Genomic DNA, 13,331 nt, shown 5'->3' with positions numbered 1-13,331 from the left:
ATTTGATGATAGTCGGGAAATGAGAAGTAGGGTATTCCCCGTATGTACGGGGGTGATCCCTAATTATCGGCATCGTTTCGGGTGTTGTGGTGGTATTCCCCGTATGTACGGGGGTGATCCTACCATGGTCATATTAAGTTATAATAAAATATGGTATTCCCCGTATGTACGGGGGTGATCCCTCACTGGGAGGTGATTAAATGACGATGGTTGAGTATTCCCCGTATGTACGGGGGTGATCCTGCGAGGACTGTGCCAAAGAGCAAGAAGAATTGGTATTCCCCGTATGTACGGGGGTGATCCTACTCATCCGAACGATTAGGGCCCAACAAATTTGTATTCCCCGTATGTACGGGGGTGATCCCCATCTCGGCCATCTTTTGAGTGTTTAGTAACCGTATTCCCCGTATGTACGGGGGTGATCCCAATATTCAAGCCATTGGTTCGACGATCACTTAGTATTCCCCGTATGTACGGGGGTGATCCCTCGCGTCCTCAAGGCTCATATAGTACTTCTGTGTATTCCCCGTATGTACGGGGGTGATCCTTACAAGTTTTTCTTGAAGGCTGTAAAAATTATGTATTCCCCGTATGTACGGGGGTGATCCGAGTCGAACCACGATAACCGGTCGGGACTTCAAGTATTCCCCGTATGTACGGGGGTGATCCCTTTGCAACTGTTCCATTCCGTTAAATCTGTTGGTATTCCCCGTATGTACGGGGGTGATCCTTAATGCTAAGTCCATTGAGTGAAGCAACAGTGGTATTCCCCGTATGTACGGGGGTGATCCTAACATGACACATAATGTTGGCGATGCGTTAGCGTATTCCCCGTATGTACGGGGGTGATCCTGATATAAGCAAAAGCTTCGGGTAAGTCACCCGGTATTCCCCGTATGTACGGGGGTGATCCTTAAAAGGGTAGATCTAAAGGCTGTGATGTATGGTATTCCCCGTATGTACGGGGGTGATCCTAAGTTAACAATTACGGTTGGCTTTTTATTTGGGTATTCCCCGTATGTACGGGGGTGATTTATCGATATGTGGTGAGTTTTCTTGTCTTTCAGGGTATTCCCCGTATGTACGGGGGTGATCCCGGCAAAATCAATGTTGCTGACCTGAAAGCCAAGTATTCCCCGTATGTACGGGGGTGATCCTTAAAAAGAAGGGGTCCGTCCTGCCGGATTCTTGTATTCCCCGTATGTACGGGGGTGATCCTTGTTGAAGAGGTACGTAAACAGGACGAATTAGGTATTCCCCGTATGTACGGGGGTGATCCTTTTAGGAACGTCGTTTTTTTATGAAATCAAAAGTATTCCCCGTATGTACGGGGGTGATCCCACAAAATTGGAGGAATTAAAAATGGAAAAAACGTATTCCCTGTATGTACGGGGGTGATCCTCCCATCAGCCACTCGACCCACTCGGGGTTCAGGTATTCCCCGTATGTACGGGGGTAATGTCATCTGGTTGATTAGGATCAAAACGATTTGGTTATATTTCTGCCAAACATTGTTAAAAAGATTCTTTGTCAACAGTCGTTAATGGGAAAATTTCCAACCACTTAGACCGTAATTGGCCTAGTTGGTTGGTTATTTTTAAGTTGTTTTTGCTTTGAATTGACTTTAGCGCTTCCTTTTGCTTTTAACGTGAGCAGCCTCCTTTTGCTTAAATTTTTAAACTAGCTTAACGCACACGTTCCCCATAGATTTATCAGTGTCTTAGTGACTGCGAATGTCAGCCCGATTGCTGTAAAATAACTAATTAGAGGAATGATGAATGTGGCAATGAAAACGGATATTGGAGATTACCTGAAGACTTTTGCTTGTACGGCCGTGATGTTGCAGTCGGTTTTGGCGTTAGTTTTGCAAACAGGACTGACTAAAACGCAACAAGTAGGAGTTGCGGTGACCTATGACCTAGTTAAGTTTACGGCTCCGGCGTTTATCATGGGAATTTTATTTTCTACCATGAAAACGAGGACAGCTGAGGGCGGTTATTTAAAATACCTACGGCGACAATGGCACGCGTTGTTTGTACCGACAATTTGGTGGACGTTAGCTTACCTGATAATTTTTCCCGACAGTCAGCAAGTTACGCATTATCATGACTTGCGTACTTTTTGCTGGCAGTTCATTAATGGTAACGCCGCGCCTCACCTGTGGTATAACACGATGATGCTGCAGTTTATTATTTTGATGCCGTTGCTGGTCGCGTTGCAACACTATGTTGGTGTAAACACTCGGCGTGCGTGGCAGGTACTAATAGTCAACTTGATATTATTTTGGGCGTGGCTGCTATTTTACCAGCAGATGGTTTTTGTCGGACCGCACCGCACGGATTGGTATTTACTCGACCGTCTTTTTGTCAGTTTTTGGCTCTATGCGGTACTGGGAGTTTTGTTGGCCAATTTTACTGGCGCGGTCGCGCACTTTTTACGCCAAACTTGGTGGTTATTTTTACTGCTGTTGTTGTTGTGTTGGGCGTGGACAAATCACAAACTATTCAGTTTTGGGTTCCCGGTTTTATTGAGCAACTCCCCGTACTATCAGCCTGCCATGACTTGTTATTGTCTGGCGGTGTTAGCGTTGATCACGTGGCTGGCGTTGACTAGTTTGCGGGTGCACTCACGGGCATTGCCAGTTTTTCATTTTTTGGCGACTTATGCTTACCGTGCTTATTTAGCTCATGTTTTTTGGCTGCAGGTCGTTTGGCACTTAGGAGTTGTTAAATGGCAGTTACATCCCGCCGTGTTGCTTATTTTTTTGTACTTAGTCACGTGGTGTTTGGCATTTGGCTCGGCGGTAGGATTTCATTATTTATGGCAAAAAACTAAAACATGGTGCTTGGCTTAGGATAAATTGTTTAAATAAGCACTGCCCCAAGCATTCATCTCTTGCATTACGCGGTAAAGCGAACGACCAGCGGTAGTCAGACTGTAGCTGGTTTTGATGGGCACAAAACTGGGGTCGGTGCTTTTGCTGATGATTCGATCTGCTTGTAACTGTTCCAATTGTAAGGCTAACATGCGGCGGGTACAGCCAGGTAGAGTTTTAAGTAATTCAGTAAAACGATAGTCGTGTTGTGCTAGCCGGCGAATGATCACCGATTTCCATTTGCCGTCTAAAACGCGGATCGTTGTGTCTAACGGACAGTATTCACCATAACGGCGACTCATTTCTTTAGCTAATGGCATTTGCTAACTTCCTTTCCAGTTACATTTAATTCACGTATTGTGTTACAAACTAGTTTAGTAGATAATGCAATAGTTATTAAAAGTAAGTAAATATATTTTACCAAAAGCATTATTATTTGTAAAAATTTTGGTGAAATTTAGCAGGGAGGGTTTAATTTGCAAACTAAGAATAATCATTGGTACGCAGCACTTTTTTTCTTAGTGATGTTCGTGATTGGGACTGATACTTTTTTGGTTTCGCCACTACTGCCGACGCTCACTAAGTATTACCGAATCTCGACGGCCTCGTCGGGACTGATCGTCACGGCTTACGCGTTGGGTTATACGTTATGTGCGTTAGTCGCAGGGCCGTTATCGGACGGACACGACCGGCGTAAGATTATGGTCGGCGGTTTATTTTGCTTTAGCTGTGCTACTTTTTTGTGCGGATTAGCTAACACTTTTTGGTTAATGTTAGTTACTAGAACGTTGGCTGGAATCAGTGCAGCTTTCACTACACCGCAGGTTTGGGCTAGTATCCCGCTGGTAACACCGGCTAAAAAAGTAGTCAAGGTCACTAGTATTGCATCGGCTGGGTTGTCGGTCTCTCAAGTTATCGGCATTCCGATCGGCAGTTACTTAGCGGTAGTTTCGTGGCGTTTTCCGTTTTTCTTCGTGTCGGGATTAGCGTTAGTGATCTGTATCGTGACGGCAGTAGCATTGCCGAGTTTAAATCCAGCGACACAAACACAACTAAGTTTTGGCGCAGCCTACCGTGAAGTCGCTCATAATCGAACTGTAGTGTTGTATTTGTTGGCTTATTTTCTGTTTCAAACGGGAAATTTTGGCGCGATTTCTTTTATCGGAACGTGGTTTAGTCAAAACTTCGGTTTAAGTGTTGCTCAAATTGGCACGGCGATGATCCTGATCGGTTTGGGAAACTTGGTTGGTTCATTATTGAGTAGTCAGTTTTCTGGACACTTTGGGCTATTGCGAGCGTTTTTCAGTGAATTGGTGTTGTATATTATTTTGTACGCGCTGATTTCTTTGTCACCTAATTTGCTGGTAGCTAAAATTGGTTTTACCGTGATTTTTATTGCTTGTGGCGCGATTTTTCCGTTGATGATGGCGACACTGCAAGGTGCAACCAAAAATGCGCGCAGCACGGTGTCGTCTTTATCCAACGCGGCGATGTATTTAGGCGAGTCGCTGGGTGGCGTATTAGGCGGCATCTTGTTGGTAAAATTCAGTGGTTTTTGGGGCGTTGGTTTGTTTGCAGCCGTCCTAGCGTTGTGCGCGTTATTGTTGTACGAAGCCGGCGGGTTGTTTAAGACTAAAGGATAAAATTTAAAAAAGAGGAGAACCTGGAACAAAATGTTGTTTTGTTTCGGTCCTCCTCTTTGATTTTCATAAGTAATAGACTTAATCGCGTTTTTCACGCCAGCAACCTGTCTCTAGCTACGCTGCTTGTTATTTTCCGCTGTATACCGGGAAATCTTTGGCGTCGCCGTAGTCTTTGATGTGTGGCGTCTTTTTCAAAGTTTCCATGTCGGCGTCACTGATCGTGAAGTCTACTTCAGCATTACTCTTGATGTGAGCGGGTGTTTCACTCTTTGGTAGTGGCAAGGTTCCCAACTGGAGGCAGTAACGAATCCCTAATTGTGCTACTGAAACGTTGTATTTAGCCGCCATTTGCTGTAATTTTTCGTCGCGCAAAATTTTCCCATGTCCGATCGGCGAGTAGGCCTCGACTAGAATGTCTTTTTTTTGCGTGTAGTCGATCAGGTCAAACGGAGTGTTAGCCAAGTGTACTAGCATTTGATTGACTGCGGGCTTGATCGTACAGTGGGCTAAAATATTATCCAAATCTGCTGCTTTAAAATTAGAAACCCCGATCGCACGTACTTTGCCGGCCTTAACTGCATCTTCCATGGCACTCCAAGTTGCTAAGTTGCCTTCAAAGTAATGATCGTCACCGTGAAATTGGTCCCAGGGTTCCGGGGCGTGGATCAATAACAAGTCGAGGTAGTCGAGATTTAATTGCATTAAGGACTTGTCGATCGACTCTTTAGTTTGGTGGTAGTCTTTAAACTCGGCTTGTACCTTGGAAGTTACAAAGTAATCATCGCGTTTTAAGCCGGTTTTTTTGAGGCCGACGCCAACGCCGTGTTCGTTTTGATAAGCTTGGGCGGTGTCGAAATGGCGGTAGCCGATCTTAGCCGCTTGGATGACGGCTTGACTAACTGCGTCGTCGCTGATCAGCCACGTGCCAAATCCGAGTTGAGGGATCTTGATTCCGTTGTTCAGAGTAAATGTTTCGTTTAAAATTGTCATATTAAGCCCACCTTTCGCGTTAATGATACTACTTAAAGTGGACTCGAAGTCAATCATTGCAGTTGTGAAATATGGTGATAATGCTATGATGGAATAAAAATTGAGGTTGCTTGAGGGAGATTAAGGCGATGGTGAAGAAGAATTTGGTTTTAGGCGTTTCTACCGTGGTATTGGGCCTGGTAGTCGGCGGGGCGACGTTATTGTTGAGTCTGCTATTAAATGAAGTGGAATTTTTATTTTTACACTTTATTGAAACACCGCGTGTGCCTTTTGCTGCTCAAACCGCGCCGTTGCACCGGTTACTAGCCGTTTTTATTGGTGGGATCTTAGCGGCCGTTGCGTGGTGGTTTTTACGCAGTCGGCGGCAAAAATTAGCGGGAGTAGCTAGTGCGGTTGCTGGTGTGCCAATGCCCTTTTGGACCACGGTCGCTGACGTGATCGTGCAGATCTTTTACGTGGGTACGGGTGGTTCGATCGGCCGTGAGGTGGCTCCACGCGAACTAGGCGCTTTGCTGGCACAGTCGTGGAATCGGTGGTTAAAACGACACGGACTAACTTTGAGTGCCGCAGACGGAAAATTACTGGTAGCCGCGGCGGCGGGCGCGGGCTTTGCCGGTATCTACAGCGCACCTATTACCGGAATGTTTTTTTGTGTCGAAATTTTATTTAAAAAAATTACTAAAAAAACGGTCGGCGTTAGTTTAACGATGTCCGTGATCGCGATGCTAGTCGGCTCGTTATTAAAACACGGTGAGCCGTATTACATCGTGGGGCACGCCCGGTTTTCATTTGCTTTTTGCTTATTCGTCTTAGTGGTCGCTCCGGTCTGCGGGCTTGCTGGCAGCCTTTTTCGGCGCGCGTTTACTTGGGCACAAAAAAAACAAGCACAGTCATGGCAGTTGCTGTGGCAATTGCCGTTGGCTGCTTTACTGACGGGGATAGTTGCTTTAGTCTGGCCACAAGTCATGGGTAATGGCCGGGCACTGGCACAAACGGCGCTGACGGCTGCGGGGCGTAACTTGGTGGTTATTTTGGTAGCGGCCGGTGTCGCTAAGGCGGTGTTGACGGTACTGACGATCCGCGGTGGGGCTGCCGGGGGCACACTGACGCCTTCGATCGCCGTGGGCAGTGCGTTGGGGGTGCTAGCCGGCATGTTGCTACAAATGTGTGGCGTCAGTTTTCCGCTCTGGCAGTGCGGGCTGTTGGGGGCTACGGCGTTATTGGCTGCTTCACAACAGGCGCCGTTGATGGCGTTATTTATGTTATTTGAAGTCAGTCACCTAGATTATTCCGCACTTCTTCCCCTGGGATTAGGAGTTGCGCTAGCCGTGACCTGTAGTCGGGTGGTGCAGCGATGAAATTACGAACTGGAATAACTAATTTGGCGATTAAATTGCGCGCGAGCAGCGTGAGCGTGTACCCGTTAGTATTGCTCGACGCTTACTTACGGCTGGTGATCGCGACACTCACCGACCCGAACGGTTTTGTCGCGGTCCTTTTGCACTTGCCAGACTGGTCTGCATTGAATGGACCGTTGACTGCGGCCAGTCGTACTTTAGAAATTTTGGTGTTGCTGCTTTTGGGCTATTTGTTGACCGCTAAATTTAGTGCGCGGCCCCAGGTGATGTTAAATAGCTGTACGGTTTTGATCTTATTGTTTGCCCTGCGCCCGGACCTAGCGACGCCCCGACCGCCGCGTTTGTTGATGGTCGTAGTCCTGAGCTTTTTAGTCGCTCAAATTTTGGGACGGCTGCCGTTTTCTTTTTTGCAACTAGCCGTGGCATTAGCTTTGGGCTTATTTTGGGGGCAAAGCGGCCGGTTTAACCTGCTTAATCAATTGCCCTTTAGCAATCTAAGTCATCTTAATTGGTGGCAGCTGCTGTTATTATCGTTAGCGGTGGGATTATATAATTGGCTGGGGTTAGGTGATCCGTTTGGGATGGTCAAACAGTCATTCAATTCTAAAATGGCGGTCGCTAATCTGACGGCCGCGTTGTCGCACCATAATTTATTTGCGCTACCTTACCCACTAAATATGCATTCACTCTACTTGGGTTACGCTTTTTTGGGGGGCGTGGGGTGCACGTTGGGCTTGTTATTTGCCTTATTGTTATGCCATCAAGATAAAATCGTCTTGCAAAATTTAGTTCCCAGCATGTTTGGCATCGGCTCGCCGTTGTTTTTTCGGTTACCGCTGTTGCTGAATCCGTGGCTGTTGGTGCCGTATTTATGCAGTCCGTTAGTGAGCATGGCAGTCGGGGCGTTTTTGATTAAGTGTAAATTAGCCGCCCCCGCTACTTTCCAGATCTTTACGGGCACGCCGGTCTTTTTGGCTAATTTTTTGGGGACCAACGGCAACTGGGGCGCGCTGTGTGCTACACTGCTGGCGTTAATGTGTACGACATTTTGTTACTTACCTTTCGTTTATTATGAGGTGCGCCATGAAAAAATGGATTAGTGCGTTACTGGTATTGTTTGCGGTGCTGATTTTTCCGGCACAACACGCGATCAAACAAGCGGTCGCCCACGAACGGGTTTTTCACAATTCGACGATGTCGCCGGTGATCTTTGTGCCCGGCAGTTCGGCGACGCAGGAACGTTTTAACGGTTTATTTAAGCAACTTAACCGGACTAAAAATAAGCACAGCGTCTTAAAACTGACTGTCGGTACTGACGGGCGCGTCCACGCCAATGGAACGATCGCGGCTAGAGACCAGCGGCCCTTGATCGTCGTTGCCTTTCGCAACAACAAGGATGGCTACGAAAATATTAAAAAACAAGCGGCGTGGTTGGACACGGCAATGGATTACCTGACGCAAAATTATAATTTCAATAATTTTTGTGCGGTGGGGCATTCCAACGGTGGCCTGATCTGGACGTGGTATTTGGAAAAATACTTTGACGCCAACGACCTGAGTATCAAGGCGCTGATGACGATCGGCACGCCGTATAATTCGCTGGAATCCGATCCTAAAAACCAGACGGCTATTTTTAGAGCGCTGTATCGCGGCCGGGCGAAACTACCGCGCGACTTAACGGTTTATTCGATCGCGGGCACGAAAAACTACGAAAACGACGGGATCGTCCCGTTTGAAAGTGTCGAGGCTGGTAAGTACATTTTTCAAAATAACGTGGCTAAGTACACGCAAACGACGGTTACGGGCGGGCAGAGTGCGCACTCGAACTTGCTGGGTAATCAGCAGGTGACGCGGATGTTACAGGAAAATTTGTTAGCCGGAATGCAATCAGACAAAGTTGCGAAGCAAAGCGACTAACAGTTACGGGCTAGCCTAAACTACTGGATTGGCGAACGCGAGCAGTCTATTACTTATGAAAACAAAAAAAGGGAACTGAAACAAAACAATGGGTTTTGCCTCAGTTCCCTTTTGATTTTAATAATGAACTAGTCTTTTGCGGGCTTATGATACTTGATAAAGTAAACCGCAGTGATCAACGCGATGAAGATGATGCCGATGATCACCGACGTCCGTGTTTCTTTGTTCATGAACATGAAAAAGACGATAATGGCTAAAAAGACCAGTGTGATGTAATTGCTGTAAGGTGAAAATGGCATCTTAAACGGATGTTGTTCCATTTGTTCCTGATTAGCTTGCCGGAAACGGATCTGGCTGATCAAAATGACGGTCCACGGGATCATGCCCGGCAAGATGCTGGCCGAATAAACTGCGACGAAAATCGAGGCGGCTGCCTTGTAAAATAGCGGTAGGATTACGTTTAAAATCACACCGATCAAGATCCCGGCGGAAACGGCGATGACACTGAGTGCGGGCACGCCGCTTTTATTTAACTTGAGAAACTTAGGCGAGATCTGTTTTTCTTGTGCCAGGGTATAAAGCATCCGGCTGGCACTGTAGATGCCCGAGTTTGAACCCGACAAGGCCGCGGTGATCACGACGAAGTTGATCAAACTAGCGGCGATCGGGATCCCTAATTTGGCAAAAGTTTGTACGAACGGCGAACCGACGCTGCCTAATTCATCCCACGGATAAATACAAAGAATTACGAAGATCGCACCGACGTAAAAGATCAAGATCCGCATGATCATCGATTTAATGGCTTTAACTAACGTGTGTTGGGGATCTTCGGTCTCCCCGGCAGACACGCCGATAAATTCCATTCCTTGATACGAGCCGATGACGATCGCGAGCGAGAAAGCAAACCCCTTAAAACCGCCGGTAAAAAAGCCGTGACTCCAGAGGTTACTAATACCTAGCGGGTGCATGTGATTGCCGATGCCAAAAAAGATCATGGCGGCCGAAGCGATGATCATAAAGACGATCGTGAAGACTTTGATAAAGGCAAACCAAAACTCTAACTCACCAAAACTTTTGACCGACACTAAGTTGGCGGCACAAACGATCAGTAAAGCGATCAGTCCTGGGATCCACTGGGGTAAATGCGGCCACCAAAAGGCGAAGTAACTGCCCATAGCGATCATTTCGCTCATCCCCACGACGACCCACTGGAAGACGTTGCTCCACGCGGTCAAAAAGCCAAAGTAAGGATGAATGTATTTAGTTGCGTAATTAGCGAAGGAGCCCGTGGAAGGATCAAGATACAACATCTCGCCCAAGGAGCGCATGATGAGGTATAAAAACAGGCCGGCGATGATATAAGCTAATAATACAGACGGCCCGGTCCACTTGATAGAGGAGTTGGCGCCCATGAATAATCCAACTCCAATAGTTCCACCGATAGCAATCATTTGAACTTGTCGTGCTTTTAATTTTCTGTTCAAATTGAGCCACTCCTTCCAATGATTAATAATAAATTTGTCGTTTGCACAATTACAAACAAGCAGTTCCTTTGATTATAAAGGATTAATTGCCAAAGGTACAGTAATATTATAAAATGATGTTAATTTTCTCATTTTGTTGGTCGGTATAATCCGAATAAGATCACAAAAATTGCCAATGCCAGCAGTAACGCCATCCGGGTGGTCGGGTTAAAAAATACTAACACCAAAATTGCGGCGAAAAATAAAATACTGCAGTAGTCAGTGAGCGGATAACCCGGCATACTAAAGGTTCCCGCCGCGTGGTGGTGGCGCATTTTTAAGTGACATAAAAGTAAGATCAGCCACACTAAAACGAAACTAATGGTAGAGATCGTCGAGATCAACGCAAAAATGCTGGCGGGCATCAGGTAATTTAAAATCACGATCAAAAACAAGACCGCCGTTGAAAAATTCAGCGACGCACCCGGCACGTTTCTGGAATTAAGCCGGGTCAACTTAGCAGGGGCGTTGCCGTTTTTACTCAGCGCGTGTAAGGTGCGGCTGGTGGAAAATAGGCAGCTATTGGTCGCCGATAAAGCCGCGGTCAATACGACGAAATTCAAGATGTCGGCTGCACCGGGAATACCGATCGCCGCAAACACCTGAACGAACGGACTGCTAGTAGCCTTGATCTCTTGCCAAGAATAAACGCTCATGATGGCGATCATTGAACCGACGTAAAATAACCCGATCCGCAGCGGCAAACTGTTGATGGCAGTCGGTAGCGTTTTTTGCGGGTCTTCCGTTTCGCCAGCGGTCAGGCCCACCATTTCGATGCCGACAAAGGCGAAGACGACCATTTGAAATGACTTAAAAAATCCGTTTGCGCCGGTCGCAAAAAAGCCGCCGTGGGACCAAAGATTGGCAAAAGAAGCCGGCTGGTGGGCGATTTTAACGTGAAAAATCACTAATAATAAGCCTAAGGCGATCAAAAAAACGATCGCGGCAACTTTGATCAGCGAAAACCAAGATTCCATTTCTCCGAATAAACGAACGTTGACTTGGTTGAGTAAATATAAGGCACCTAAGATCACTAACGGAGCGACCCATTGCGGTAGATTGGGAAACCAAAAACGAACGTAAATTCCGGTGGCAGTTAAGTCGGCCATCGCGAGGCTGATCCAGCAAAACCAGTACAGCCAGCCGGTCACGAATTCACAGCGGTCACCCAGATAAATTCTGATAAAGTCTAAAAACGAATTTTGCTGCGGGTCGGATAATAGTAGTTCGCCGATCGCCCGCATCATGAAGAAACAAAAAATTCCGACGATCAGGTAGGTCAAGATAATGGCGGGACCAGACGAGCGGATCGCACTCCCCGACCCTAAAAACAGCCCGGTCCCGATCGCACCGCCGATCGCGATCATTTGGACGTGCCGGTTTTGTAATGAACGCGAAAGGTTTTGCTGCGTTTTTTTCATTCAGTGACTCCTCTTTCTAAAGACAGCTAAAAAACGCCCCTAGCATTAAAATGCCAAGGGGCGTTTGCACGCTGTTCCACCCAAGATTTACGGTCAGTTAAACGACCGCCTTTAAAGTCTGATAATGGTTACTAACCAATTGCTTGCCATTTTTACTTGCGGTTTTCAGCGTGTCACCCACATCTCTGTTTTTCTCTTCATTGTACTGTAACTCAGCGAAAATGCAAGTTATTCGTTAGTTTTGCTCAGCAGCAGATTTGCGCTGGTTAAATTTGGTGAAGTAAATTGCTGCTAGTATTAAGAAGAAAATAAAGCCGATAATAACTGACGTGCGCGTTTCTTGGTTTAATAACATGAAAAAGATCACGATCACTAAAAATACCAATGTCAGGTAATTACTAAACGGTGAAAACGGCATTTTAAACGGATGATCCTTCATTTGCGCGGCGTGTTTTTGCCGAAATTTGATCTGGCTAATCAGGATCACGAACCACGGTACCATGCCTGGCAGGATGCTGGCCGAATAGACTGCGACAAAAAGCGATTCTGCTTTTTTGTAAATCAACGGCAAGACGATGTTTAACACAACACCGAGGAAGATACCCACGGCGGTGGCAATTACGCTGTAGTAAGGCACGCCGTTTTTGTTGAGTTTGGTAAATTTGCTGGTCAGTTGTTTTTTATCTGCTAAGGTGTAAAGCATCCGGCTGGCGGAATAAATGCCCGAGTTGGAACCGGAAAGTGCGGCCGTGATCACGACGAAATTGATCAGGCTGGCTGCCAAAGGGATACCGATCTTAGCGAAAGTTTGGACGAACGGTGAGCCGACGTTACTTAACTGATCCCACGGGTAGATACATAAGATGACGAAGATGGCGCCGATGTAAAAGATCAAGATCCGCGCGATCATCGATTTGATGGCACTGACTAACGTGTGTTGCGGATTTTCGGTCTCGCCGGCAGACACGCCGATCAGTTCCATTCCCTGATACGAGCCGATCACGATGGCTAACGAAAAGAAAAATCCCTTAAAACTGCCGGTGAAAAAGCCGTGGCGCCAGAGGTTGGATAACCCCAGCGGATGCATGTGATTGCCGATCCCCAAAAAGATCAAACCAAAGCCAACGAGGATCATTAAAATGATAGTCACGACTTTGATCAGTGCAAACCAAAATTCCATTTCACCGAATGCCTTGACAGAAACTAGGTTAGCCAGACACAAGATCACGATCGCGACTAAGCCCGGGATCCACTGGGGCATGTGGGGCCACCAAAAAGCGAAGTAGCCACCCAGTGCGATCATTTCGCTCATGCCGACGACGACAAACTGAAAAATATTGCTCCAAGCCGTTAGGTAACCGAAAAAAGGATGAATGTATTCGGCGGCATAGTTGGCAAAGGACCCAGTCGAAGGATCAAGGTAGAGCATTTCACCTAAAGAACGCATGATCAAGTAGAGAAAAATTCCGGCGATTGCGTAGGCTAAAAGTACGGACGGCCCGGTCCATTTGATGGAAGAATTAGCTCCCATAAAAAGGCCAACGCCGATCGTGCCGCCCAATGCGATCATTTGAACTTGACGTGATTGTAAATTACGATTCATC

The 13,331-nt window shown here is 46.7% G+C and carries 10 protein-coding genes and 1 CRISPR repeat array (1 of these 11 cut by a window edge); of the genes, 5 read left to right on the top strand and 5 right to left on the bottom strand.

What is annotated here, in order from left to right:
* Positions 1–1,462: a CRISPR direct-repeat array (repeat unit 28 nt; unit sequence GTATTCCCCGTATGTACGGGGGTGATCC); it reaches 274 nt to the left of the window's first position.
* 312 nt (positions 1,463–1,774) lie between these two features.
* Positions 1,775–2,854 (top strand): acyltransferase family protein, encoded by a 1,080-nt coding sequence (locus ACSYSK_RS09455; RefSeq protein ID WP_491715888.1) that lies wholly within the window; start codon positions 1,775–1,777, stop codon positions 2,852–2,854.
* Here the strand turns inward: ACSYSK_RS09455 and ACSYSK_RS09450 are convergent.
* A complete protein-coding gene (locus tag ACSYSK_RS09450; RefSeq protein WP_491714888.1) occupies positions 2,851–3,195 on the bottom strand; it encodes a winged helix-turn-helix transcriptional regulator in 345 nt (114 codons plus the stop codon). The two genes, ACSYSK_RS09455 and ACSYSK_RS09450, sit on opposite strands and share 4 nt — an antisense overlap.
* A gap of 204 nt (positions 3,196–3,399) precedes the next feature.
* Between ACSYSK_RS09450 and ACSYSK_RS09445 the strand changes: the two genes are divergently transcribed.
* Positions 3,400–4,518 carry an MFS transporter gene (locus ACSYSK_RS09445; protein WP_491715887.1) on the top strand — a complete coding sequence of 373 codons (1,119 nt, stop codon included), beginning with the start codon at positions 3,400–3,402 and terminating at the stop codon, positions 4,516–4,518.
* Positions 4,519–4,644: 126 nt separating this feature from the next.
* On the opposite strand, the gene ACSYSK_RS09440 is transcribed toward ACSYSK_RS09445, so the two are convergent.
* Complete coding sequence (locus ACSYSK_RS09440) at positions 4,645–5,508, bottom strand: aldo/keto reductase (protein WP_491714887.1); 864 nt, start codon at positions 5,506–5,508, stop codon at positions 4,645–4,647.
* A 128-nt stretch (positions 5,509–5,636) separates the two neighbouring features.
* Here ACSYSK_RS09440 and ACSYSK_RS09435 point away from each other — a divergent pair, with 128 nt between their 5' ends.
* From ACSYSK_RS09435 to ACSYSK_RS09425, 3 genes are read left to right on the top strand one after another with little or no spacing between them, the layout of a single operon-like run.
* Positions 5,637–6,866, top strand: coding sequence for a chloride channel protein (locus tag ACSYSK_RS09435; protein WP_491714886.1), 1,230 nt, complete (start codon positions 5,637–5,639; stop codon positions 6,864–6,866).
* Positions 6,863–7,966 carry a hypothetical protein gene (locus ACSYSK_RS09430; protein WP_491714885.1) on the top strand — a complete coding sequence of 368 codons (1,104 nt, stop codon included), beginning with the start codon at positions 6,863–6,865 and terminating at the stop codon, positions 7,964–7,966. Before ACSYSK_RS09435 ends, ACSYSK_RS09430 begins: the two co-directional genes overlap by 4 nt.
* Complete coding sequence (locus tag ACSYSK_RS09425) at positions 7,950–8,783, top strand: alpha/beta hydrolase (protein ID WP_491714884.1); 834 nt, start codon at positions 7,950–7,952, stop codon at positions 8,781–8,783. Before ACSYSK_RS09430 ends, ACSYSK_RS09425 begins: the two co-directional genes overlap by 17 nt.
* Before the next feature lie 128 nt (positions 8,784–8,911).
* Here ACSYSK_RS09425 and ACSYSK_RS09420 read toward each other — a convergent pair whose 3' ends face one another.
* The 3 genes from ACSYSK_RS09420 to ACSYSK_RS09410 all read right to left on the bottom strand — a co-directional run bounded on the left by ACSYSK_RS09420 (position 8,912) and on the right by ACSYSK_RS09410 (position 13,330).
* Positions 8,912–10,267, bottom strand: coding sequence for an amino acid permease (locus ACSYSK_RS09420; RefSeq protein WP_491714883.1), 1,356 nt, complete (start codon positions 10,265–10,267; stop codon positions 8,912–8,914).
* Positions 10,268–10,395: 128 nt separating this feature from the next.
* Positions 10,396–11,727 (bottom strand): amino acid permease, encoded by a 1,332-nt coding sequence (locus ACSYSK_RS09415; RefSeq protein ID WP_491714882.1) that lies wholly within the window; start codon positions 11,725–11,727, stop codon positions 10,396–10,398.
* A 235-nt stretch (positions 11,728–11,962) separates the two neighbouring features.
* Entirely contained in the window at positions 11,963–13,330 is a 1,368-nt protein-coding gene (locus ACSYSK_RS09410; protein WP_491714881.1) for an amino acid permease, read from the bottom strand.
* Between the last annotated feature and the right edge of the window lies 1 nt (position 13,331).

The sequence above is a fragment of the Ligilactobacillus sp. ESL1201 genome (assembly GCF_058503265.1).
This window is presented reverse-complemented; position numbering and strand designations above follow the sequence as displayed.

Excerpts from the sequence above, each read along its gene's own strand:
- ACSYSK_RS09435 (WP_491714886.1), top strand. The coding sequence starts at position 5,637 with ATGGTGAAGAAGAATTTGGTTTTAGGCGTTTCTACCGTGGTATTGGGC.
- ACSYSK_RS09430 (WP_491714885.1), top strand. The coding sequence starts at position 6,863 with ATGAAATTACGAACTGGAATAACTAATTTGGCGATTAAATTGCGCGCG.
- ACSYSK_RS09440 (WP_491714887.1), bottom strand. The coding sequence starts at position 5,508 with ATGACAATTTTAAACGAAACATTTACTCTGAACAACGGAATCAAGATC.
- ACSYSK_RS09450 (WP_491714888.1), bottom strand. The coding sequence starts at position 3,195 with ATGCCATTAGCTAAAGAAATGAGTCGCCGTTATGGTGAATACTGTCCG.
- ACSYSK_RS09445 (WP_491715887.1), top strand. The coding sequence starts at position 3,400 with ATGTTCGTGATTGGGACTGATACTTTTTTGGTTTCGCCACTACTGCCG.
- ACSYSK_RS09415 (WP_491714882.1), bottom strand. The coding sequence starts at position 11,727 with ATGAAAAAAACGCAGCAAAACCTTTCGCGTTCATTACAAAACCGGCAC.
- ACSYSK_RS09410 (WP_491714881.1), bottom strand. The coding sequence starts at position 13,330 with ATGAATCGTAATTTACAATCACGTCAAGTTCAAATGATCGCATTGGGC.
- ACSYSK_RS09455 (WP_491715888.1), top strand. The coding sequence starts at position 1,775 with ATGAATGTGGCAATGAAAACGGATATTGGAGATTACCTGAAGACTTTT.
- ACSYSK_RS09425 (WP_491714884.1), top strand. The coding sequence starts at position 7,950 with ATGAAAAAATGGATTAGTGCGTTACTGGTATTGTTTGCGGTGCTGATT.